Annotated in this window: 17 protein-coding genes; 10 read left to right on the top strand and 7 right to left on the bottom strand. The window is 69.6% G+C overall.

Translation table 11 applies throughout. The annotated features are described in order from the left end of the window. Positions 1-31 precede the first annotated feature (31 nt). From ACZ5DC_RS09630 to ACZ5DC_RS09605, 6 genes are all read left to right on the top strand, one after another. A complete protein-coding gene (locus ACZ5DC_RS09630) occupies positions 32-511 on the top strand; it encodes a DUF2267 domain-containing protein (protein ID WP_468651058.1) in 480 nt (159 codons plus the stop codon). A 229-nt stretch (positions 512-740) separates the two neighbouring features. Next, complete coding sequence (locus tag ACZ5DC_RS09625; protein ID WP_468651056.1) at positions 741-2,267, top strand: ATP-binding protein; 1,527 nt, start codon at positions 741-743, stop codon at positions 2,265-2,267. Positions 2,268-2,356: 89 nt separating this feature from the next. Continuing rightward, complete coding sequence (locus ACZ5DC_RS09620) at positions 2,357-3,295, top strand: PD-(D/E)XK motif protein (protein WP_468651054.1); 939 nt, start codon at positions 2,357-2,359, stop codon at positions 3,293-3,295. Positions 3,296-3,335: 40 nt separating this feature from the next. Further along, on the top strand, positions 3,336-6,314 hold the full coding sequence (locus ACZ5DC_RS09615) for a Z1 domain-containing protein (protein WP_468651052.1): 2,979 nt from the start codon (positions 3,336-3,338) through the stop codon (positions 6,312-6,314). A gap of 119 nt (positions 6,315-6,433) precedes the next feature. Beyond that, positions 6,434-7,471, top strand: coding sequence for a DNA cytosine methyltransferase (locus tag ACZ5DC_RS09610; protein ID WP_468651050.1), 1,038 nt, complete (start codon positions 6,434-6,436; stop codon positions 7,469-7,471). Between the two features lie 62 nt (positions 7,472-7,533). Continuing rightward, positions 7,534-8,742: a DNA cytosine methyltransferase gene (locus ACZ5DC_RS09605; RefSeq protein WP_468651047.1), complete on the top strand. Its 1,209-nt coding sequence runs from the start codon at positions 7,534-7,536 to the stop codon at positions 8,740-8,742. A gap of 13 nt (positions 8,743-8,755) precedes the next feature. On the opposite strand, the gene ACZ5DC_RS09600 is transcribed toward ACZ5DC_RS09605, so the two are convergent. From ACZ5DC_RS09600 to ACZ5DC_RS09580, 5 genes are all read right to left on the bottom strand, one after another. Beyond that, positions 8,756-9,712 carry a DUF6339 family protein gene (locus tag ACZ5DC_RS09600; protein ID WP_468651045.1) on the bottom strand — a complete coding sequence of 319 codons (957 nt, stop codon included), beginning with the start codon at positions 9,710-9,712 and terminating at the stop codon, positions 8,756-8,758. Continuing rightward, positions 9,712-10,689: a hypothetical protein gene (locus ACZ5DC_RS09595; RefSeq protein WP_468651043.1), complete on the bottom strand. Its 978-nt coding sequence runs from the start codon at positions 10,687-10,689 to the stop codon at positions 9,712-9,714. Before ACZ5DC_RS09595 ends, ACZ5DC_RS09600 begins: the two co-directional genes overlap by 1 nt. Next, on the bottom strand, positions 10,686-12,800 hold the full coding sequence (locus ACZ5DC_RS09590; protein ID WP_468651041.1) for a helix-turn-helix transcriptional regulator: 2,115 nt from the start codon (positions 12,798-12,800) through the stop codon (positions 10,686-10,688). Before ACZ5DC_RS09590 ends, ACZ5DC_RS09595 begins: the two co-directional genes overlap by 4 nt. 157 nt (positions 12,801-12,957) lie before the next feature. Further along, entirely contained in the window at positions 12,958-13,380 is a 423-nt protein-coding gene (locus ACZ5DC_RS09585) for a very short patch repair endonuclease (RefSeq protein WP_468651039.1), read from the bottom strand. Between the two features lie 64 nt (positions 13,381-13,444). Beyond that, entirely contained in the window at positions 13,445-14,458 is a 1,014-nt protein-coding gene (locus ACZ5DC_RS09580) for a tetratricopeptide repeat protein (RefSeq protein WP_468651037.1), read from the bottom strand. 123 nt (positions 14,459-14,581) lie between these two features. Between ACZ5DC_RS09580 and ACZ5DC_RS09575 the strand changes: the two genes are divergently transcribed. Continuing rightward, entirely contained in the window at positions 14,582-15,607 is a 1,026-nt protein-coding gene (locus ACZ5DC_RS09575; RefSeq protein ID WP_468651035.1) for a permease, read from the top strand. Continuing rightward, positions 15,604-16,332, top strand: a complete 729-nt coding sequence (locus ACZ5DC_RS09570) for a TIGR03943 family putative permease subunit (protein ID WP_468651033.1) — start codon at positions 15,604-15,606, stop codon at positions 16,330-16,332. The genes ACZ5DC_RS09575 and ACZ5DC_RS09570 overlap by 4 nt, the downstream gene beginning before the upstream one ends. A gap of 9 nt (positions 16,333-16,341) precedes the next feature. Here ACZ5DC_RS09570 and ACZ5DC_RS09565 read toward each other — a convergent pair whose 3' ends face one another. Together ACZ5DC_RS09565 and ACZ5DC_RS09560 are read right to left on the bottom strand one after the other, a co-directional pair. Then, on the bottom strand, positions 16,342-17,814 hold the full coding sequence (locus tag ACZ5DC_RS09565) for a glycoside hydrolase (protein ID WP_468651031.1): 1,473 nt from the start codon (positions 17,812-17,814) through the stop codon (positions 16,342-16,344). Positions 17,815-18,196: 382 nt separating this feature from the next. Further along, positions 18,197-19,588, bottom strand: coding sequence for an MFS transporter (locus tag ACZ5DC_RS09560; RefSeq protein WP_468651293.1), 1,392 nt, complete (start codon positions 19,586-19,588; stop codon positions 18,197-18,199). A gap of 190 nt (positions 19,589-19,778) precedes the next feature. On the opposite strand from ACZ5DC_RS09560, the gene ACZ5DC_RS09555 reads away from it, so the two are divergent. Together ACZ5DC_RS09555 and ACZ5DC_RS09550 are read left to right on the top strand one after the other, a co-directional pair. Further along, positions 19,779-20,318: a winged helix-turn-helix transcriptional regulator gene (locus tag ACZ5DC_RS09555; RefSeq protein ID WP_468651029.1), complete on the top strand. Its 540-nt coding sequence runs from the start codon at positions 19,779-19,781 to the stop codon at positions 20,316-20,318. 44 nt (positions 20,319-20,362) lie between these two features. Continuing rightward, on the top strand, positions 20,363-20,686 hold the full coding sequence (locus ACZ5DC_RS09550) for a DUF6412 domain-containing protein (RefSeq protein ID WP_468651027.1): 324 nt from the start codon (positions 20,363-20,365) through the stop codon (positions 20,684-20,686). The last annotated feature ends 91 nt before the right edge of the window (positions 20,687-20,777 follow it).

Genomic DNA, 20,777 nt, shown 5'->3' with positions numbered 1-20,777 from the left:
CCCGAAGCGTCCCGGAAGAGGAGCCAGCACGATGACCGTGACGACCCCGCAGCCCAGAACCACCATCTCCACCCCGTCCCTGCGCCCGCGCGTCAAGGAGGAGGCGGAGACCGCCGACTGGCTGAAGCTGACCGAGGCGGTACGCGACGCGGGCCAGTACCCGACGAGGGTGGAGGCGGAACGCGTCACCCGCATCGTCCTGTCGGCCCTCGGCGGCCACGTCACCGGCGACGAACGCGTGGCCCTGGCCCAGGCCCTCCCCCGGGAGGCAGGCCGCGTCATCGCCTCCCAGATCCCCGCGACCCACCCGTTGACGGCCCGCGAGTTCGTGGAGTCGGTGGCCACCCGCATAGAGGGCTCGACCCCGGCGACGGCCCGCTGGGACGTCAGCTCGGTCCTGAGCGTCCTGTCGACCCACGTCGGCGAGTCGCTGACCACCCGAGTCCTGGCGCAACTCCCGCCGGGGTACGCGCTGCTGTTCGGGCGGGCGGAACTGGCGGCTACGGCCTAGAAGTCACGAAGGTCACGGGCGCCGCAGAACGCGGCGTCCGGCCTCGCCGGGTGATGGTGTATCCACGCTCATCGCTAGAAGCCGGAGAGCACCGGCGGGCCTGACGCGCCAGGGCATGGTTCCGGACGTGCAGTTTCCCTCCCCACGGTCGACTACAGTCGCCTCTTCGTCGCATGATGTCCGATGTCCGATTTCCGGGTAAGCGGGCACTCAGGCGAAAAGGCAGGTCATGGTCAGCGAGTGGCAGTTCGAAGTCCCCACGGCCGGCACCAAGCGGCTGCCACCCGACGGGCGCTACATGGAAGCGCTCAGCAGCCAGGGTTACGGCTTCGAAGCGGCCATCGCCGACCTGGTGGACAACTCCATCGATGCCGGAGCAGCGAACGTAGTCATCCACTTCCTGCGCGACGGTGACCAGTTGGTCAGCCTGGTGATCGTCGACGACGGCAAGGGGATGAACGAAGACGAGTTGGACGTGGCCATGACGGTGGGCGGTCGTCGAGGCTATGCCAAAGGGTCGCTCGGTATGTTCGGCACCGGCTTGAAGTCCGCGTCGCTCAGCCACGCCGACTCGGTGACGGTGGTGAGTCGCACCAAGCGCACTCGCCCCGCTGGTCGGCGCTGGCTGATGGAGCACGCGAAGAAGGGTTTCGACTGCGACATCATCGATTCCGACTTCGCCCAGGACTTCGTCGACTTCTATCAGGGACGACCGATCGGGTTCCAGGGCACGATCGTCCGATGGGACGGGGTCAAGGACTTCCCCAAGCAGGGCGGCGGAGGCCAGACCGACCGCTACCTGCATCGCACGGTCAACAAACTGGGCCTGCACCTGGGGCTCTATCTGCATCGATTCCTGGCCCGGCACGACTTCCACATCACCATCTCCGTCCAGGACGTCCGGACCGGCATCGAATACGCCAACTACGGTGTCGAATCGCTCGACCCTTTCGGCTATCCGGTATCGGGCGACGGAGGCTATCCGAGCACTTTCATCGCCGAAACGGCTTCCCTGGGACCCATCGACCTGCACGCCCATATCTGGCCGCCGCGTTCCTCACTGGACGAATACAAGGCTTTCGGTGCGGTCGTCGAGCGGGAGGGTTTCTACTTCTACCGGAACGACCGCCTCGTCCAAGCCGGTGGCTGGAACAACTACCGTCAGCCGGAGCAGCACCTGGCCCTCGCCCGGGTGGCGGTGGACCTCCCGGACGACCCTGAAGGTGAAGTGTTCCGACTGACCGTGAAGAAGGAGGGAGTGCAGGCGTCTCCCGAGTTCACGGCCGCTCTGGACAACGCCAAGGACGATCAAGGGCGTACATTCGGCGGATACCTCGCGGATGCCGAGCGGGTCTACCGAGACGCGAGGAAACGCGCCGGTGTCACACGCAAGGCCGCTGTTCCGCCGGGGCGTGGCATGGATCCGCAGGTGCGCCAGGTGATCGAAGAGGAGCTGCCGTTGCTCCACGAGGAACCATTGCAGTTCCGCTGGCAAAAGCTGCCCAACGACAGGTTCTTCGAGATCGATCAGGAGGCCCAGGTTCTCCTGCTCAACCAGCACTACCGCGCCGCACTACTGGGTGGCCGCAGCGGTACGCTCAATGATGCGCCGATGGTCAAGGCGCTGATGTACCTGCTGATGCAGGACGCCTTTCAGCGTGAACGGCTGGGGAGCCGACTCAAGGACAACATCGAACTCTGGCAGTCCGTTCTGGTCGCCGCCGCACGCACGGAACTCGATCGGGTGGCCGACTGATGGACAGCCGGAGAGGCGGGTTCGCGGATTCCCCCGACGAGGTCGACCCTGCCGCGGAGGCGAGCACGATCGAACTGCCCTGGACGACGGTGGAGCACTACCTCGGACGCGGCCTGGGAGCCAGCTATCGACTCTCGGCCGTCGACGATCCGTTGGTCTCCTACGAGATCGCGGACGCGGGCCGCGGTATCGCCTTGCACGTCGAACTCGCCGGACACCACCATGCCCCACGCTCACCCTTGGCGGCGGTTCGCATAGACCGCGTTCTCCACGGCGGCCGGCGTCTGGCGCGTGTCACGACCTCGGAACCCGAACTGCTCCGGGACTTCCATGACCTCCTACTGGCGGTGGCGGATCGCATCGTCGTCGACGGACACGACCTTGCGCGGGCCTTCGACGAGACGGTGCGTGGTTGGAGCGCTCTGTTGGGGAGGCCGACCGGACTCTCACGGGAGCGGCGCCTAGGACTTCACGGAGAACTCGCCGTCCTGGTGAGGATGGCCGCGACCAAGGGATGGCAGGCGGCACTCGACACCTGGGTGGGTCCGACGGGTGAGGAGCACGACTTCGCCCTCGGTTCGGCGGACCTGGAGGTCAAGACGACGGCCACGGAACGCCGTAGACACACCGTCCATGGTCTCGGACAGCTCACGGAGACGGCCGGACGGCCGCTTTGGTTCGCCTCGTTGCGCCTGACCCGAGGCGGTGTCGGTGGGCGCACTCTCGCGGACTCGGTGAAGGCCGCGCGGGACGCGGCCGCCGCGGAGCGCATCGCCCTGGGACGACGATTGGACGCATTGCTTGACGCGGTGGGCTGGGACGCCGAACAGCCGGACGACGAGCGTTGGACGCCACGCGACAGTCCGCTGGTGATCAGGGCGACCGACATGCCTCGCCTCACGGTGGACGACCTGCCCGAGGGCACGGTCGGACGCATCGACACGGTGAACTACACGGTGGACGTCACGGGGTTGTCGTCCATCGGGCACGTTCCGCCTCTCGACCTCTCCGATCTTCCGCTCCCTTGACCCACGAAGCTCGGCGTTCGCCGGCACTCCGAGGAAACACATGACCAGTAGTTCCACCGACGCCCTTCTCCTGCAGGTGCTCGACGCCGCTCTCGCGGACATGCGCACCAGCCGCCCCAAGAATCTCGAGCGCGCACTGGGCTACCAGGCGGAGAGCATCTCTCCGGAAGCCGAGGATCTGGCACGTGAGGACGTCGTGCGCGCGGCACTCGAAAGATCCCACCCGACGGACCCGCTGGTCGAGGCATGGCGCAGGAGACTGACCGACTGGGACTTCCTGCCGGACGCCCCGTGGTCCAAGAACCTCGAGCGAACCCAACAGCGCCGGGACGACATCTACGGTCTGCTCGGCGTGTCCGAGCAGACGCGCAAGCTGCTGGACAGCCTCGTTCCCGTGTCCCGGGTCGACGCTCCCGTGGTCATCAGTGAGGAATTCGTCCCGTGGTACACGCCGCAGTCGATGCAAGGACGGTCCTGGTATTGGCCGGCCTATCGTTCCTACCTGGAGAGGAAGGGCTGGGGGCCCGAGGCGGTGGCAGGGCTCGACGTCGCCACCGATTCGGTGGTCGAGCGGCTGGCCGATCCGACACAGTCCGCCGCCTACCAGTCGAAGGGACTGGTCGTCGGCTACGTGCAGTCCGGTAAAACCGCCAACTTCGCCGGGGTGATCGCCAAGGCCGTAGACGCGGGTTATCGTCTCGTCATCGTCCTCGGTGGAACCCTCAACATGCTGCGGGCACAGACCCAGCGCCGGCTCGACATGGAATTGGTCGGGCGCGAGAACATCCTGCGCGGAGCGAGCGAGTACGAGTCCGACTACGCCAACGATCCTGCCTGGATCCAGGGCAGGTTCACCAGCTTCGGCGATCTGCCGTCGACCCGAGGCGGGTTCGACATCGTGCGGCTCACCACGCGGGACGACGACTACAAGAGCTTGCTGCAGGGGATCACGGCGCTCGAATTCGAGAAGCAGGAGCCGGCGCTACCCCTGCACGATCCACGCAATCTGCACCGGTCGTCGGCGCGCCTCATGGTCGTCAAGAAACACAAGACGGTCCTGGGCAAGCTCGTCAAGGATCTGAAGAAGATCAAGACGCCGCTGTCGGAGATTCCCGTTCTGATCATCGACGACGAGTCCGACGAGGCCTCGGTCAACACCTCCAACCTGGCGAAGCCCGACGCGGAACGCAGCGCCATCAACCTGAAGATCTCGGAATTGCTGCAACTACTGCCGCGTGCCCAGTATGTCGGGTACACGGCCACCCCATACGCGAACGTGTTGGTCGACCCCAGCGACGCCGAGGACATCTTCCCGAAGGACTTCATCGTCTCCCTGCCGCGCCCGGAGGGATACATGGGCGCCCGTGACTTCCACGACCTCGACGCCGCGCTCCCGGAGGGTGAGCGCGACTTCGCCAACTCCAACGAATTGGCCCACGTGCGCAACATCACCGTGCACGACGAGAGCGGCGACGACGACTTCTGCCTGCAACAGGCCATGGACATGTTCGTCCTCACGGCGGCCATGAAGCTGTACCGAGAGGACAAGGGGGGACTGGGAGACCGCTACTTCCAGCACCACACGATGCTGATCCACGAGTCCGTGCGCACCGACGTGCACCGCGAACTCCTGGGCAAGGTCACCGAGATGTGGTGGAACGCCGGATACATGGGAGAGTCCGGTCGTCGGCGCCTGAAGGAGCTCTTCGAGACGGACGTCGCTCCGGTGTCGGCCGTGCGTGCGGACGGCCATGCCGTCCCGCCCTCCTACGAAGCGCTGGCTCCGTACGTTGGACCGGCCGTCGCCCGTATCGGCGGTGACGACCGCCCGATCATCGTCGTCAACGGCGACAAGGACATCGAGACCGGAGAGGCGGACTTCGACAAGCGCTCCATCTGGAAGATTCTCATCGGCGGCCAGAAGCTCGCCCGTGGATTCACCGTCGAAGGACTCACCGTCTCCTATTTCCGTCGCCGTGCGGGCAATGCGTCCACCCTGATGCAGATGGGGCGTTGGTTCGGTTTCCGCGAGGGTTACCGGGACCTGGTACGCCTCTTCCTCGGCCGCGCGGAGACCGTGGGAACCAAGGAGATCGACCTGTATGCCGGGTTCGAGGCGATCTGCCTGGACGAGGAGAACTTCCGCAAGGAGCTGAAGCAGTACGCGAAGATCATCGACGGCAGGCCCCAGGTCACCCCCGACCAGGTGCCTCCGCTCGTCTCGCAGCACTTGCCCTGGCTCAAGCCGACCAGTCCGAACAAGATGTACAACGCACGCCTGGTCGAGTTGCGGTCCCCCGGGCAGTGGCAGGAACCCACGGCCTACCCGACCCGGGCGGCCGACCTCCGACACAACACCCTGCTGTGGACCCCGGTCCTGGAGTCGCTGTCCTCGACAGCCGAGTCGTTCGCCTATCACTTCCCGGCCGAGGCGGACCGCGACGCCGTCACCCATCGGTTCGAGGCATTCGTTGGGACGCTCACGCCCGCAGCGCTGCTCGACCTGATTCGACGGGTGCGCTGGGGGGCTCCGTCGCAGTTCGCTCCCCATCTCGCGTATTTGGCCGAGATCAACGAGACTGCTTCGTCGGACGTCGACGACTGGCTCGTGCTCGCACCGCAGCACGCGAAGCGCGGACAACGTCTCCTTATCGGTGCCGGGGACCGCTCGTACGCCTGGTTCGGACGCGAGCGGCGGCGGGGTCCGCTCTTCGGCGCCTTGAGCGAGCCCAAGCACCGCGCGGTGCCCCTGCGCATCGCGGGCGGCCTCGCCGACTCGGGGGACCGGAGCACCGAGGCCCTGGTCGCTCCTCGCAGGGGCGTCGTCGTCGTGTATCCGGTGGTGGAGCCGAAGCACCGGGCCGACATCGGCGAGGACGGTCGGCTCGCGCCCGAGAAGATCACCATGGCCTTTTCCTTCGTGGCGCCCGCGTCGGCTCGACGCACCGACGGTCGCGTACTGCGCTTCACCACGATCGACTCGGGCAAGGAGAAGCAGGCGATCATCGACGCCCCGTGATCGAAAGCATCCCTGGTGTGCCCGGTCGGCCAGTACCCTTGATCTGGGGGTTCTTGCCGGCCGGGTAGGTGTGGGCTCGCACGGCCTCCGTTCCAGGACGACGGGAGGACGAGGGCAGCGTGATCGGGGGGAAGGCGCCGTCCGCGGCGGCGCATGGTGACGGGTTTTCGTCGACTCGTCTCACCTCGCTGGAGATCTGTGCCGGGGCCGGAGGGCTCGCACGCGGTCTGGAGGACGCGGGGTTCGATCCGGTGCTGCTTCTCGACAACCGGCCGGTCGCCTGCGAGACGCTGCGTATCAACCGGCCCCACTGGGACGTCCGAGAGATCGATTTGGCCGACTTCGATCCCGTGGACGAGCAGCAGGTCTACGACGTTGAACTCCTCTCCGGGGGACTGCCCCGGATGAAGTCGCCGGCGGCGGCGAATCGCACCAGAGGAAACGACGCGGAACTCGCTGTACTCACGGCTGCGGTCGACCTGATCTACGGCGTGCAGCCGAAGGCGATTCTGCTGGAGAACGTGCCGGATCTGGCGCGAAAGCCCGAGTATCAGCCGATTCGCGAATCGGTTGGTAAAGAACTCTGCCACCTCGGTTACCGCTTCCGGTGGCATGTGCTCAACGCCAAGCATTACGGAGTGCCGCAGCACAGAGAGGTCGGCTTCCTCATAGCCTTCAAGGGCGACCTGATCGACCGATTCAAGTGGCCGATGCCGCATCCGGGACCGGTCCCGACGGTGGGAGAGACACTGCGGGATTCCATGGGAGCCCGTGGATGGACCGATGCCGACAAGTGGGCCGACCAAGCCGTTGCGCCCGCGCCCACCATCGTCGGTGGCTCCTGGGATCGCGGTGGAGCGGATCTCGGACCGACCGGCGCCAAGCGCAAGTGGGCTCTGATGGGGGTTGACGGAGCCACCGTCGCCGACGAGGTGCCGGGCGCGGATTTCGTCTGGAACCCGGCAGTCGGCCGCAGCGGACTCGTCCCGCTCACCGTCGAGCAAGCGGCTCTGTTGCAGGGTTTTCCGCAGGAGTGGCGCATCGCCGGTCGGAAGACCGCGCGCTACAGGCAAGTGGGCAACGCCACACCCCCTCCGCTCGCGCGGGCGGTGGGCGAGGCCATCGCCTCCGTCCTGCGGTCCGAAGCCGGGTCCTGATGCTCTGGACGGTTGGTGAAGGAGGGGTCGGACGGGTCGCCTGACCGATAGACTTTGCCACCATGACCAGCGCACCGCCCGAAGAGGCCCGACGAGGGCAGTTCCAGATCGTCGACCTCTTCGCGGGGCCCGGTGGACTGGATCTGGCGGCCGACGTTCTGGGCATTCCGTCGATCGGGATCGAATGGGACGACGACGCAGTGGCCACTCGAATCGCCGCCGGGCTGCCGACGGTCCACGGCGATGTCCGACTTTTCGGCCCCGATCACCGCGACTTCAAGGATTGCAACGTGCTGGCGGGCGGACCTCCGTGTCAGACGTTCTCCATCGCCGGAAGCGGCTCGGGGCGCAAAGCGCTCGAAGACGTCACGAAGTTCATCCATCGCATGCACGACTGGTACAAGCGTGAGAAGGCGGGCCAGGAGGGGGAGTCCTGGGAGGACATCCAGCGAGAGCTGGAGAAGCTCGACGACGAACGCACCGGGTTGGTCCTCCAGCCGCTTCGGTGGATCTTCGAGGCGATGCTTCGCCCGCGCCACGGCGGGGCGGAGCCCCGGCCCTTCGACGTCATCGTGTTGGAGCAGGTCCCCGCGGTCATCGCTGTGTGGCACGAGTACGAGAAGGTGCTGCAGGCCGTGGGGTACCGCACCACGGCGAAGGTCTTCCACACGGAGCAGTACGGGGTGCCGCAGACGCGTCGTCGTGCGGTGCTCGTCGCTCGGCGTACCGAGTTCCCCAAGCACTTCGTGCCGCCGACGCACCAGCAGTACCGCAAGGGTGTCGTGCCCACCGACACGCTCTTCGGACCCCGCGAGTCGTGGGTTTCGATGGAGAGGGCCCTCAAGGAGGTGTACGCGCGCGGCATTGTGGACGAGGCGGCGCAGCGCGTCGAGCCGTTCTGTGTCGTCTCCAACTACGGCAGTGGTGGCGATCCCAAGGCACGAGGTCGACGCGAATCCGACGAACCGTCCGCGACCATCACCGGCAAGTGGAAGCGGAACCGGATCGTGAGCCGTGGCAGGCCGGAAAGGGAGCTGGACCGCCTGAGCAACGAGGAAGCCGGTGTGTTCCAGAGCTTTCCCTATCGGTATCCGTGGCGGGGTAACGACCAGGCTCAGCAGATCGGCAACGCTGTGCCGCCGCGATTCGGGGTGCACGTGTTGAGCGCGGCACTCGATCTCGGCGTCCCCGGGGACGACGTATGGGAAAAGCTGCTGCGGTGGTCGTCGGAACCGAGGGAGCAGGCCACGCCTGGCGAAGGCGCGGCCTAGCCCGTCATCCGCCTCAGCGCATCCACAGCGGCAGTTCCTTCTCGAGGCTGACACCCGGACGCTGCGCCGGCACGGCGGTGTCCTCGGTTGTCTCCCCCTTGGCGCGATCGCGACGGCGCAGGGGTGCCTCGGACAAGAGCTTGTCGAACAGCGGGACGAGCGCATCGACGGAATCCGGCGGAACGCGACCGTCGTGCGGGCCTTCCGGCAGCCGGTCCCACCGCACGGGGGGCGCTTCCTCGGACGTGGCGATCCAGTCCTGGAGTTCGTCCACCAACTGCGGGTCGTCCGGCGCGATGACGTCGTAGACGAGCGTGCTGCCCGCGGCGTTCACCGCGGAGGATAGCGCGTTCACATGGTCGGCCGGGCGTGGTACGCCGCTGGAGAGCAGCCTCTCGAAGACGCGCAGCAGAGCGTGCGCGGTCGGCCGATGGTCGATGACGTCCAAGCGGAGCGTCGTGTTGAGGATGTCCTGGAGGGTGAAGGCGGTTTGCACGGGGCGGTAGTCGGGGCCGTTCCGGAACAGCTCCGCAGCCCACCACAGGCGAGAGAAGCACTGGGTGTAGTGAGGTCCGCAGAAGCGTGAGCTCTGGGCGATCTCGGCGTTGCCACGCCAGCGCCACACCACGTAGTCGGGCGCCACGAGCAGGGCGAGATGGTTCCACAGCCTCCGGTCGCCTGCCTCCGCCCGCGTCATGCGAAGGGTGGCGTGAAGACGGGGCGCGAGCCAACCATCGGACGCGTGGCGGTCGTCAACGAAGTGCGTCATGGCCTGGTCGACGAGTTCCCGGATCGGCGCGGTGCGCCATCGGGCCTCGGTGTCCGAAAGGGACGTGCTCGCCTTGCGCAAGGCCACCTGAGGCGGGTTCTCCTGGCCCGACTGTATGCCTCGGCTCAGATACTTGGCCACGGCCGCGTCGGGCAACAAGCCGAGTACCTGCGGAATGTCGGACGGCCCGCGACGCGGCATCAGTCGGCGCTCCTCTCGGCGCGGTCGACGGTGCGCACCGCGTGTGTCAGTTTCTTCGCGATCTGTGCGCGACGTCCGGCTGCGTACTGGACGCCCGTCTGCAACTCGGACCACCCGAACCCCTTCGTGCGGCGTTCGTTGATCTCGTACAGGGCGTCGGTGAGTTGCCGGCCGGGCAGTACGTCCGGAAGCATCGCGCGCAGTACGGCCTCACGCCACCCGGTGGGCATCACGGGGGTTCCGTCCTCGTCCCGGTCCAGGTCACCGGCGGCCGTGTGGAACATCGCCGTCCAGGCGTCCTGTGCGATCTGGGAAGCCGCCATCTCGCGCACGACACGCTCCGTCGCACTGCCACCGCGGCCGTCGAGCACCTCGACAAGGCCTTCGACGGCAGCGGTGTTGAGGTAGACCGTGGGCATGTCGCCGGACGTCTCCACGATCCACGGCGCTTCCTTGAAGGGGCGCAGCCACGGGTGGGGACCGTCGCGAAAGTCCACTTGCACGATCTCGATCTCTCGCTGGCGGACTGGTGTGGTCTCCTGGAGATCGATGTACCAATCCTCCTCCGCGGACCCTACGAGGCGGCCGGGGATCCCTTCGATGGTGGCGACGACCAGCAAGGACAGCGTCGCACGCCGCAGGTGATCGGTGCGTGAAAGGGTGATCGAGCCGGTCATGGCACCGTTCGACGCAGGACGAAGGCGGGCCGTGGTACGTGCGTTGGTGGCCTTCTCGGTCAGAACCGCCAGGCAGGTCACGTCCCGCCAAGGGCCTTCCCGCAACTCGGCATCCGGAAGAGCCACGCGGAGGTCCAGTCTTGCCTCCTCCCACCGTGCGCGTCCGGATTGGTGCAGGGCGACCACTCGCTCCGTGGTCGAGACGTTGGTGTAGGGCAGCGGCTTGCCGTCCACCGAGACCGACACGATCTGGCAGGTCACGTCGCCGAGGAGCGTCGGGTAGGGAAAGACCGGCTTCATGCCTCACCCCCGCGGGCCTTGGGCACGTCGACCACCAGACGGGCGTAGCCACCCCTGACCGGATGACTGGCCGGATCGGTGACGCCACTGAACACCGCGGTGCGGACACCGGGCTCGACGACGATCGTCCCGTTCTCCGCGCGGCAGGTTTCGGAGCCGACGAGCAATTCCCACTCCACGGAGGGTCGGCCGCCCGAGCGCACGTCGAACTTGGCCACCGGAGCGAGGACCCACGGGTCGTCCGCGTCGGGCAGCCTCAGATGGACCGTGACGTGCCAGGCGCCCCGGTCGTCGAGCCTCGCCTCGATGTTGCGTACCGTCGGAAACGACTGGGCCCGCCGACCGCCGATGCCCGCCCCGGTGTCCAGCTTCAACAGCTCACGCAGTACCGCCGGACCAGTGCTGCGCGTGATCTCGCGCTTGCCCAGGAGCGAGCGGACCGTGTGGTCGATCGCTGATCGAAACTCCTTGAGCCTGGCGAGAGCGCCCCTTTGGTAGGCGGTCGTCAATTCCTCGGTCCTGTCCCACCGGTCGTGTTCGGGCGGTTCGGAGGCCCTCAGGAAGGCTTCGGCCAGGGCCACGTCCTCACCGTCCCGTCCGGTCGCGTAACCGGCGAGCAGGACGGCCTGGAACGGGGGCGATCCCAGGGGGAGGTCCCGAGGGCGCTGCTCGGTGATGGTCATCCGATTTCCGCGCATGCAGATCACCTGGTTGATGCGCGTGTCGTACTCGTCGGCCGGCGTGAGGAGCAGCACGGCGAGGTGTTCGCAGCCCTTGTCACGCGGTCGACCATGGTCTTTCAGGGGAGACACCACCAACGGAACGTCTGCGCGGACCACTTGGTCGGCGGCAGTCAGTTTGTCGACGGTGTTCCCGTCGAGGTACGCCCGCAGAGCACGGCTCAACGCCGGATGGTATTCGTGGGGATCCACTTGCTGCTCGGGCAGATAGACCTCACCGTTGCGCAGGGTGGTGACCCGGGCGTCGAGAAGAGGCTTGGCGGACCGACCGCCTATCATCGCGGCCCAGAAGTCGTCGGCGAGTGACCGGACGAGCTTGTCGTGCATCTCCTGGAGGGTTTCGGCGGCCCCCGATGCGTCGTAGGCGCCCACGATGAGGAAGGACGTGCCGGGCTCGGTACCGGACCGCTGCAGATGCAGGCGGCCCAGGGTTTCGTCGTCGGCCCACCACGAGCGCGATACTCCGCGATGCTCGGGTTCGGTGTCCGGCTCGCCGAACCAGGCGGGACCGGCGAAGGCCTCGCCGTCCACCTCGTGCCAGGGCAGATCCAGGCGCCCGATCACCCGGCCTTCGGTGCGTCCCTCGTGCGGCTCCGACAACGTGGAGTTGATCAATACGAGGCCCAAGCGGCTGGTCGCCCAGAGAGTCGCCTTGCCCAGGCCGTAGGAGCCGCCGGCCCGACCGGCCGTGATCTTGTGACTGTCGAGTTGGCGACGCACGACCGCGGCGAAGCGGCCGTCGCTGTACTCGGGTCCGGTCAGCCCGGAGGCGTTGTAGTCGTCGATGCGCAGAAGCCGCAGTCGACGCTCCTGGGAGAGATCGGTCAAGGCGGAGCGGAGGCTGCGCGAGACCTTCTGGCTGCCTCGTGCTGCTTCCTCGTAGTGCGGCAGCAGATCCTTCCAGCGCATCGCGGCGAGGAAAGCGTCGAGGTGCGCCCCGTCCAACTCGTGGAGCGTGTAGTGGACGCGAACCGGTGAGCGGGAATCACAGCGCTCGTCGAGCGAGTTCTGCGTCGCCTCGCGCGCGAGCACGGACAGGTCCGCGTCGAAGGCGAACGCGGCCGCGTTTCCGTACTCTCGGCCGCCGTCGGTGTGTGCGAGGCGATGATGCCAGCGGATCGGTCGGTCCATCGGTACGTCCGTCGTTCGCGTCACCAGAGAGGCCAGGTCGGTGCCCAGGATCTCGGCGATGCGCGCCTTGGTCTCGTCGCGGGGTTCGGCGCGTCCGGTGATCCACGCCGAGACGGCCGCGCGCGTCTTGCCGAGCTGAGCGGCGAGGTCCGCCTGAGACATGCCGGCCCGGAGCAATTGGCGACGGAGCCAGGAACCGAAGGCCTCGCCCTCCACGGCGGATGGTGCCGAATGCGGCATCGTGCGTCATGCCTCCTGTCACGGGCCGGCCCGACGGGCTGTCGGCTCGGACCGCACACAGTAACAGCTTTTTGACAATGGTGAGCATGTCAAAAAAAATCTGACGGTGTCGCCGCCGAGGTACGGTTTCCATGGCCCGCGACGGCGCGACCACCCGTCAGCTGCGGTCGGGCCTCGTTCGACGCGCCCTGACGAAAGCGACCACGCGTGCTGCGGCCTCGATCGGGTCTTCGTGCTCCCAGACCCGAACGGCCAGCCAACCGGCCGATGCCAGCCGCTCATCGGTGTCCATGTCGCGCCGACGATTGCCCTCGATCTTGGTACGCCAGAAGTCGGCGTTGTTCTTGGGCCAGGTCGCATGCTGCGGACAGCCGTGCCAGAAACAGCCATCGACGAACACGGCGACCTTCGCCGGGCCGAAGATGACATCGGCTTCGCGGCGCACGCCCTTCAGCGGCCTGCGATGGACTCGATACCTCAGCCCCGCCGCATGCAGTGCACGCCGCAGGGCCATTTCGACTTCCGTGTTCCGGCTCTTCTGTCGGCTCATCCGAGCGCGGGTTTGGGGGGTGGTGTCCACGGTTGGTCGTTCTCTCGTTGCTGCTGGGGGACGTTGCGGAACGGGCCGCCACGCCCCTGTCGGGCTACGCTCCGTGACACTCCCCATACTGCCGCCCTGCCACGCACCAGCACTCCGCACCCTTCGGGGGCGGCCAAGCCACCGCTCGCCCCCGTGCCGCCAGCGTCGTCGCGTACTGGGGCAGCAGGGTCGGGTCCGACGGGGACGTGCCCTCCGAGGCGGCGAACGCCTCGTACGACGGGACCGTGCCCGTGACGATGCCCAGGTTGGCCGTGCCCGAGGCGGACAGTTCGCGCAGGGAGGACTCTATGGTCGACAGGTGCTCGGTGTGGGACGGGTACTCGGACGACAGCGTGGGGTACGCCGCGAGGAGCTCGGAGAGTTCCGGGGCCGGCCAGTGCAGGACGGCCACCGGGAACGGGCGGGAGAGGGCCTCGCGGTAGGCGCCCAGTTCGGCGCGGAGGCGGGAGATCTCCGCCGCCAGTTCCGCCGGGTTGTCCGAGCCCAGGGACCACACGCGTTTGGGGTCGTGGAGTTCGTCCAGGGAGACCGGGGACGTGTGCAGGGTGTCCGCGAGGGTGTCCCGGTCGTCGTGCGGCAGGCCCAGCATGCGGCGGACGCGGTGGCGGCCGTAGAGGAGGGGGTGGGTGGCGGGCGGGGGTTCCTCCGAGGCGTCCGGCAGCAGGAGGTCCGCGGCCTCGCCGAACGTCTCCGCCGCCGCCTCCAGTTCGTCGTGCGACTCCAGGGCCTCCGCCACGATCACCCACGGGGCCGGGTCCCGGGGCGCCGTCGTGCGGATGCCCTCGATGATCGCCCTCGCCTCCGCCTCGTGGCCGTACTCCCACAGGTTCGACGCCTTCAGGGCGCGGACCAGGGCGGGGTTGTCCAGCCCGTCGGCGGACGTCAGCAGGCGGTCGTAGAGCGCGGTCGCCGCGGGGCGGTCGCCGGACAGCTCCAGGTGGGCCGCCGCCCGCAGGAGAAGGGTCTCGGCGTCCTCGGGGTACAGGCCGGCGGTCCGCTCCAGGCGTGCCGCTTCGGCGGTGTGGTCGACGTTCTCGGCAGGCGTGTCGGGGCGCATGGGGGACACCGTACTGCCGGGACGTGACAAAAGTGAGGCGCGGAGGGCTGCCGGGGAGGGGGCCGGCCCCGCGGTCCGCACATCTGGATATCTTCTGTTCCGACATCTACACACGGAGTCGGCATGCGGAACGCGGTTGTGCCGGTCGGGGACGACCGTCCGGCCGGCGCCGGGGAGGGCGCGGGCGCCCCCGCACCGCCCCGGTACTGGCCCCTCCTGCTCCTCGGCGCCGCCGTCGTCCCCGGCGGCGCGATCTTCCTCCTCGGGCGCTGGGGCGACGTCCCCGCCGTGCAGGCCTGGCGGACCGTGTGCCTGGCCGTCACCGTGCAGGCCCTGCCGTTCCTGCTGCTCGGCACGGCCCTGTCCGGCGCGATCAACGCCTTCGTGCCGGAGGGGGTGTTCAACAGGATCCTGCCCCGGCGGCCCGCGCTCGCCGTACCCGTGGCCGGGGTCGCGGGGGTCGTCCTGCCGGGGTGCGAGTGTGCCTCCGTTCCGGTCGCCAACAGCCTCATCGGCCGCGGGGTCACCCCGGCCGCCGCCTTCGCGTTCCTGCTCTCCGCGCCCGCCGTCAACCCCGTCGTCCTCACGGCCACCGCCATCGCGTTCCCGGGGAACCCCGCCATGGTGCTCGCCCGGCTCCTCGCCTCCCTCGCCACCGCCGTCGTCATGGGCTGGCTGTGGCTCCGGTTCGGGAGGGCCGAGTGGCTGCGGCCCGTCGTACGGCACACCGGGCATCAGCACGGGCACAGCCGGTGGGACGAGTTCCGGCGCGGGTTCCAGCACGACTTCCTGCACGCCGGCGGGTTCCTCGTGCTCGGCGCCATGGCCGCGGCCACCTTCAACGTGGCCGTCCCGCGTTCCGTGCTCGACACCTTCGCCACCGCCCCCTGGCTGTCCGTGCTCTTCCTGGCCGGGCTCGCCGTGCTGCTCGCCGTGTGCTCCGAGGCCGACGCCTTCCTGGCCGCCTCGCTGACCGGGTTCCCGCCGGTCGCGCGGCTGGCGTTCATGGTGGTGGGGCCCATGGTCGACCTGAAGCTCATCGCCCTCCAGGCGGGGACCTTCGGGCGGGCCTTCGCGGCACGGTTCTCCGCCGCGACCGTCGTCGTCGCCGTCACGTGCAGCGCGCTGATCGGAGGGGTGCTGCTGTGACACGCGCCGGGAAGCGCTCGCTCCAAGCGGGGCTGCTCGCCCTCTGCGGACTCGGGCTGCTGCACGTCTCCCTCTTCACCGACCTCTGCCTGCGCTACGTCAAGGAGGGCATGCGGCTCCCGCTCATCGCCTCCGGGGTCGTCCTGCTCCTGCTGGGGATCGCGAGCGCCGCCCTCGACAGGACGGAGCCGACCGAAGGACCCCACGACCACTCCGGCCTGCCCCGCGTCTCCTGGCTGCTGCTCCTCCCCGCCCTCAGCCTGCTCCTCTACGCCCCGCCCGCCCTCGGCGCCTACACCGCCGCCCGGCAGCCGGCGAAGTCCGTCACCCATGACAGCGACTTCGATCCGCTGCCCGCCACCTCGCCCCTGCCCATGACCCTCTCCGACTTCACCAGCCGGGTGCGGGAGGACCGCGGGCAGGCCGTCAAGGGGCGCACGGTCCGGATGACCGGGTTCGTCACGCCCCTGTCCGGCACGCGGGGCGGCGGCTGGGAGCTGACCCGGATCATCCTCAACTGCTGCGCCGCGGACGCCCAGTCGGTCAAGGTGCGGATCTACGGCGGCCCCGGGCTGCCCGCCGACACATGGGTGACGGTCACCGGGACCTGGCACCCCGGCGGGCGGCTCGGTACCCGGTCCGCACCGGTCGCGCTGGACGCCCGCACGGTCACGAAGGTCCCCCGGCCGTCGAACGGCTACCAGGACGCCCTCCCCCTGCGATGACCCTCCCCGTCACACGGTGACGCCGTCGATCTGGAGCGTCTGCACCGACCTGCCCTCGAACGGCACGGACACCGACGTGCCGTTCAGGCGGATGTCCGAGTGGGCCGTGTACCGGTCGCCGCCCGTCGTGACCGTGTTCCAGCGGGGCACCAGGCCGGCCGGGCCGCCGGTCGCGGTGGCGAAGCGGGAGAGGTCGAAGGTCAGGGTCTGGGCCGCGGACGAGGTGTTCGCGGCGACGATCACCAGGCGCTTCGCCGGCCGGTCCAGGGCCGCCGCCGCATGGCTCACCCCGGTGTCCAGGATCGTCATGCCGGGGCGGATGTGGCGGGTGAACTGGGCGAGGACGTAGTACTTCGTCTGCACCGCGCCCGGCTGGAGGGTGCCCGGGTCGTAGGCGATCGTCGCCCAGCCCGGACTCGGGTCCATCACCTGCCAGTACACCCAGGCGGTGGGGTGCAGCCAGCGGAAGTCGTACAGGAGGTTGCTCGCCGTCGTCAGGCCGGTGGCGTCGCCGTCGCCGGTCTCCGAGTTCCACAGGGCCTTGCCGGCCGTGGTGACCACGTCCGTGTAGAGCAGGTCGCGGCGGCCTCCGGAGCCCTGGTAGCCGTGGACGTTGACCCGGTCGACGTACCCCTTCGTCGTGGCCGAGAACGAGTTCCAGGTGGTGCGCGCCAGGTCGTAGCCCGTCTCGTCCGACGCGGAGATCCGCGTGCCCGTCAGGCCGCGCTTGTCCAGCTCGCCGCGCAGGTACGGCAGTACGGACGCCTGCGTGCCCGCGCCGATGTGGCAGCCCTCCTGTGTGCCGGTCGCCGTCCACCAGGACGACGAGGGCTCGTTGAAGGCCTCCACCGTCGCGAAGTCCACGCCCCAGTGCTGCTTCGCGTACAGGGCGACCGCGGCGAGGTGGGAGGCGTGCTGGTGGTGGTTCCAGGACTGGAGGTTGTCACCGCCGTCGGCCGCGCCGGACGGGTTGTGGTCGGAGCACATCCACCACATGGGGGAGTTGGCGAAGAGTTCCGAGATCGCGCCGCGCTGGGTCGCCTTCACGAGCATGGCCCGCTGGGCGGCGTCCGCCGTCCACTTCCAGGCCGCGGACGCCGGGTCCTCGTTCGTCCAGTCCTGCCAGTAGCCCTCGATCTGCTTGAAGGAGGGGATGTTCGGGGAGACGGCCATCGACGCGCCGTTCACGCTGTTCCGGCTGCACGCGCCCAGGTTGTAGCGGGCGATGTTCAGGCCCAGACCGGGCAGGGACGTGCCGTTGTACGTGGTGTTCCGGGTGGTGAAGAAGATGTCGGCGAAGTCGTCCCGCGTGCCGAAGACGTTCGCCCACCAGGCCAGGGAGGTGCCCCAGCCCTCCCAGGTGCCGTACGTCGTGGAGGGGTTGACGGCGATCGTCGCGTCCGCCCGGGCCGTGCCCGTGGCCACCGCGCTGCCGAGGAGGCCGCCGCCCGCGGCGGCCAGCAGTGTCCTGCGTCGGATCATGGGTGGTTCGCTGCCTCTCCGTGCGGCTCCGGCACCGCGTTCCTGGGAGCGGTGCCGACTCGTCCCCCCGGCATGCCACAGGAAGCATCGGGGGTGTCGGAGGGCGTTGTCGAGGGTGGTGACGGCCCTTTCCCCAACCGGTTGAGGAAGTCCGGTTCCGGCCTACGGCCCTTCTCTCCCGGGCCAGTTGGAGGCGCCGCGCCTGTCGTGCGGGCGGCTCCCGTGGAGGCGGGCGCGGACGCGGGCCGCGGCGGGCGCGGTGGTCCGGGGACACGCCCGGCCAGGCCCTTCACGCCCAGCCCATGCCCTTCGCACCCGGCTCACACCCCCGCGCCCGGTTCACGCTCGCTTCCGCGGTGCCGGCACGCTCACCGCGCCCCGCTCACGCCCGCTCCCGCAGTGCCAGCACGCTCACCGCGCCGGCCACCGCCAGTCCCGCCGACACCAGCAGGGCGATGTCCGTGCCCCGGGCCAGGCTGCCGGCCGAGGTGGCGATGGCGATGGTCAGGGCCACACCGGCGCAGGAGCCGACGTAGCGGAAGGTCTGCTGGGCGCCGGAGCCCATGGCGGCCCGCTGCGGCGGCACCGAATCGACGGCGAGCAGCGGCAGCGCGCCGTTGAGCAGGCCGCTGCCGAGGCCGCCGACGATCAGGCCGGGCAGCAGCCGGGTCCAGGAGCCGGAGCCGACGGCGCCGAGCATCGTGATCATGGCGATCGTGTGCAGGCCGAAGCCCAGGGCGAGCTGGGTGCGGGCGGGGACGCGACCGGCCAGGTGCTTGACCTGGAGGGCGACGACGAAGCTCAGCCCCGACCAGAGCAGGAACAGTCCGGCCGTGGCCGCCGGGGAGAGCCCGAGCGACTGCTGGAGCAGCGCCGGCAGGAAGCTGAACAGGCCGATCACGGCCAGCCCGGTGAACAGGCCGCCCGCCGAGGAGGCCAGGAAACGGGCGTGGCGCAGCAGTCCGAGGTCGATCATCGGGGTGGCGGTCCGGTGCTCCACCGCGACGAACACGACGACCAGGACGACGGCCGCGGCGAACAGCAGCCCGACCGGCGCGCGCAGCCAGCCGTCCCGGCCCAGCGTCAGGGCCGCGACCAGGGCCACCAGCGCCAGCCCGAAGGTGAGCGCGCCGAGGGCGTCCGGCCGGCCGCCGCGCGGGGCGCGCGACTCGGCCAGGGCGCGGGTGCCGAGCGCGGCCACGACGAGGGCGGCGGCGCCCAGGACGCCGTAGGCCACCCGCCAGCTCGGCAGCGCGCTCGCGAGCAGCGGGCCCGCGGCGATGCCGCCGCTGACGAAGGCGCCCCACACCCCGGTGGCGTGCAGCCGGCCGCGCGGGCTGGGGAAGGCGTGCACGATCAGGCCGAGGGCGCTGGCCAGCAGGGCCGCGCTGGCCGCGCCCTGGGCGACGCGGGCCAGGGTGAACTGCCAGGTCGACGTCGTGAAGGCGCCCAGTGCGGTGGTGAGGCCGAGGGCCAGGGTGCCGGCGAGGAAGACGCGGCGGCGGCCGTGGTCGTCGGCGAGGCTGCCGGCCACCAGGAGGAGGGCGGCGAGGCCGAGGGGGGCGCCGTTGAGCAGCCAGGCCTGGGCGGACAGCGGGGTGTGCAGGGCGGCGGCGGTGGCCGGCAGCGTGACCATCGGGGCCGTGTACGTCATGAGGGCCACGGCGGTGGCGGCGCTGGTCAGGGCCAGGGTGGCGCGGGGGCGTGCCGGGGCGTCCCGGGGACTGGTCCGGCGCAGGGCGGCGGGGGAGGTGGCGGAGTCGAGCCGGGGCATGGCCTGTCCTGTCGTGAGGTCATCGGGTCCGGTCATCGGGCGTGTCCATCGGGTCCGGTCGTCGGGGCCGGCCCGGTCCGTCGGGTCCGGTCCTTGCGGTTCGGTCGTTGAACCGACCCCCTTTCCGTCACCGTAGCACCGTAGGTTCGTTGACTGAACCCATATCCGGCCAGTGGTTACAGTGGAGGGCATGGCTCTGGGCAAGGACTACGTGACGCAGGAGTGCTCGATCGCCCGCGCGCTGGAGGTCGTCGGCGAGCGGTGGACGCTGCTCGTCGTCCGCGACGCGATCTACGGCGTCCGGCGCTACAACGACTTCCTGGTCCATCTCGGCATCCCGCGTGCCGTCCTCTCGGCCCGGCTCCGCACGCTCACCGAGGAGGGGATCCTCGTGAAGCGCCGGTACCAGGAGAGCCCGCCCCGGGACGAGTACGTCGTCACCGAGCGCGGCGCCGCCCTGTGGCCCGTGCTGCGCGCCCTCGGCCACTGGGGGCGCGAGCACGTCGACGCCCACCGGCTGCGGCTCTTCCGGCACGCGGACTGCGGCGGGGAGGTCGAACCGTTCGGGACGTGCGCGGCGTGCGGAACCGTCGTGCCGGTCGCGGACGTTGTCATGGTGCCGGGGCCGGAACTCGACTCCGCGCCGGCGGACCCGGTCAGCAGGGCGCTGCTGCGGCCCAAGCGGCTGCTGGAGCCCCTGGAGACCGAGCCGCCGCAACCGGCATACTGACGACCGGTTCGCACAAGACGAGTGCCGCGGAGGGGGGAGTGCCGATGTCCGGCCGTGTCGCCGCCGCGCGTCCCCTCGCCCACCTGCTGCTCCTCGTGCACCTGCTGCTGCTCCAGGCCACGCTGCTCGGCACCGGCGGCCTCGGCACCGCCGTCGCCCTCGCCGCGACCGTCGCCGCGGCCGTCGCGCTCGCCGTCTGCGCCCTGCCGGCCGCGCGCGGCGTGCCCGCCGCAGCGCCCACGCGCGTCCGCACGGCGATACGCGACCGCGCCCGCCGTACGGCCTTCCTGCCCCAGCGCGATCCCGACGCGCCCGGCCGCCGCCGGCCCCGCGCCCCCGGACACGCCCGTCCGGCGACCGCCGCGTAGGGCACGTCCTCACCCACGTCAGTACGTGACCCCGCGCGGGTCGTCCTGCCGATCACCCCACCGGACCGGCTGCTCCCGGTCCCTCCCGGCA

The organism is Streptomyces sp. NPDC031445 (assembly GCF_055581365.1).
The sequence above is the reverse complement of the archived record's forward strand: the minus strand, read 5'-3'. Positions and strand labels throughout refer to the sequence as shown.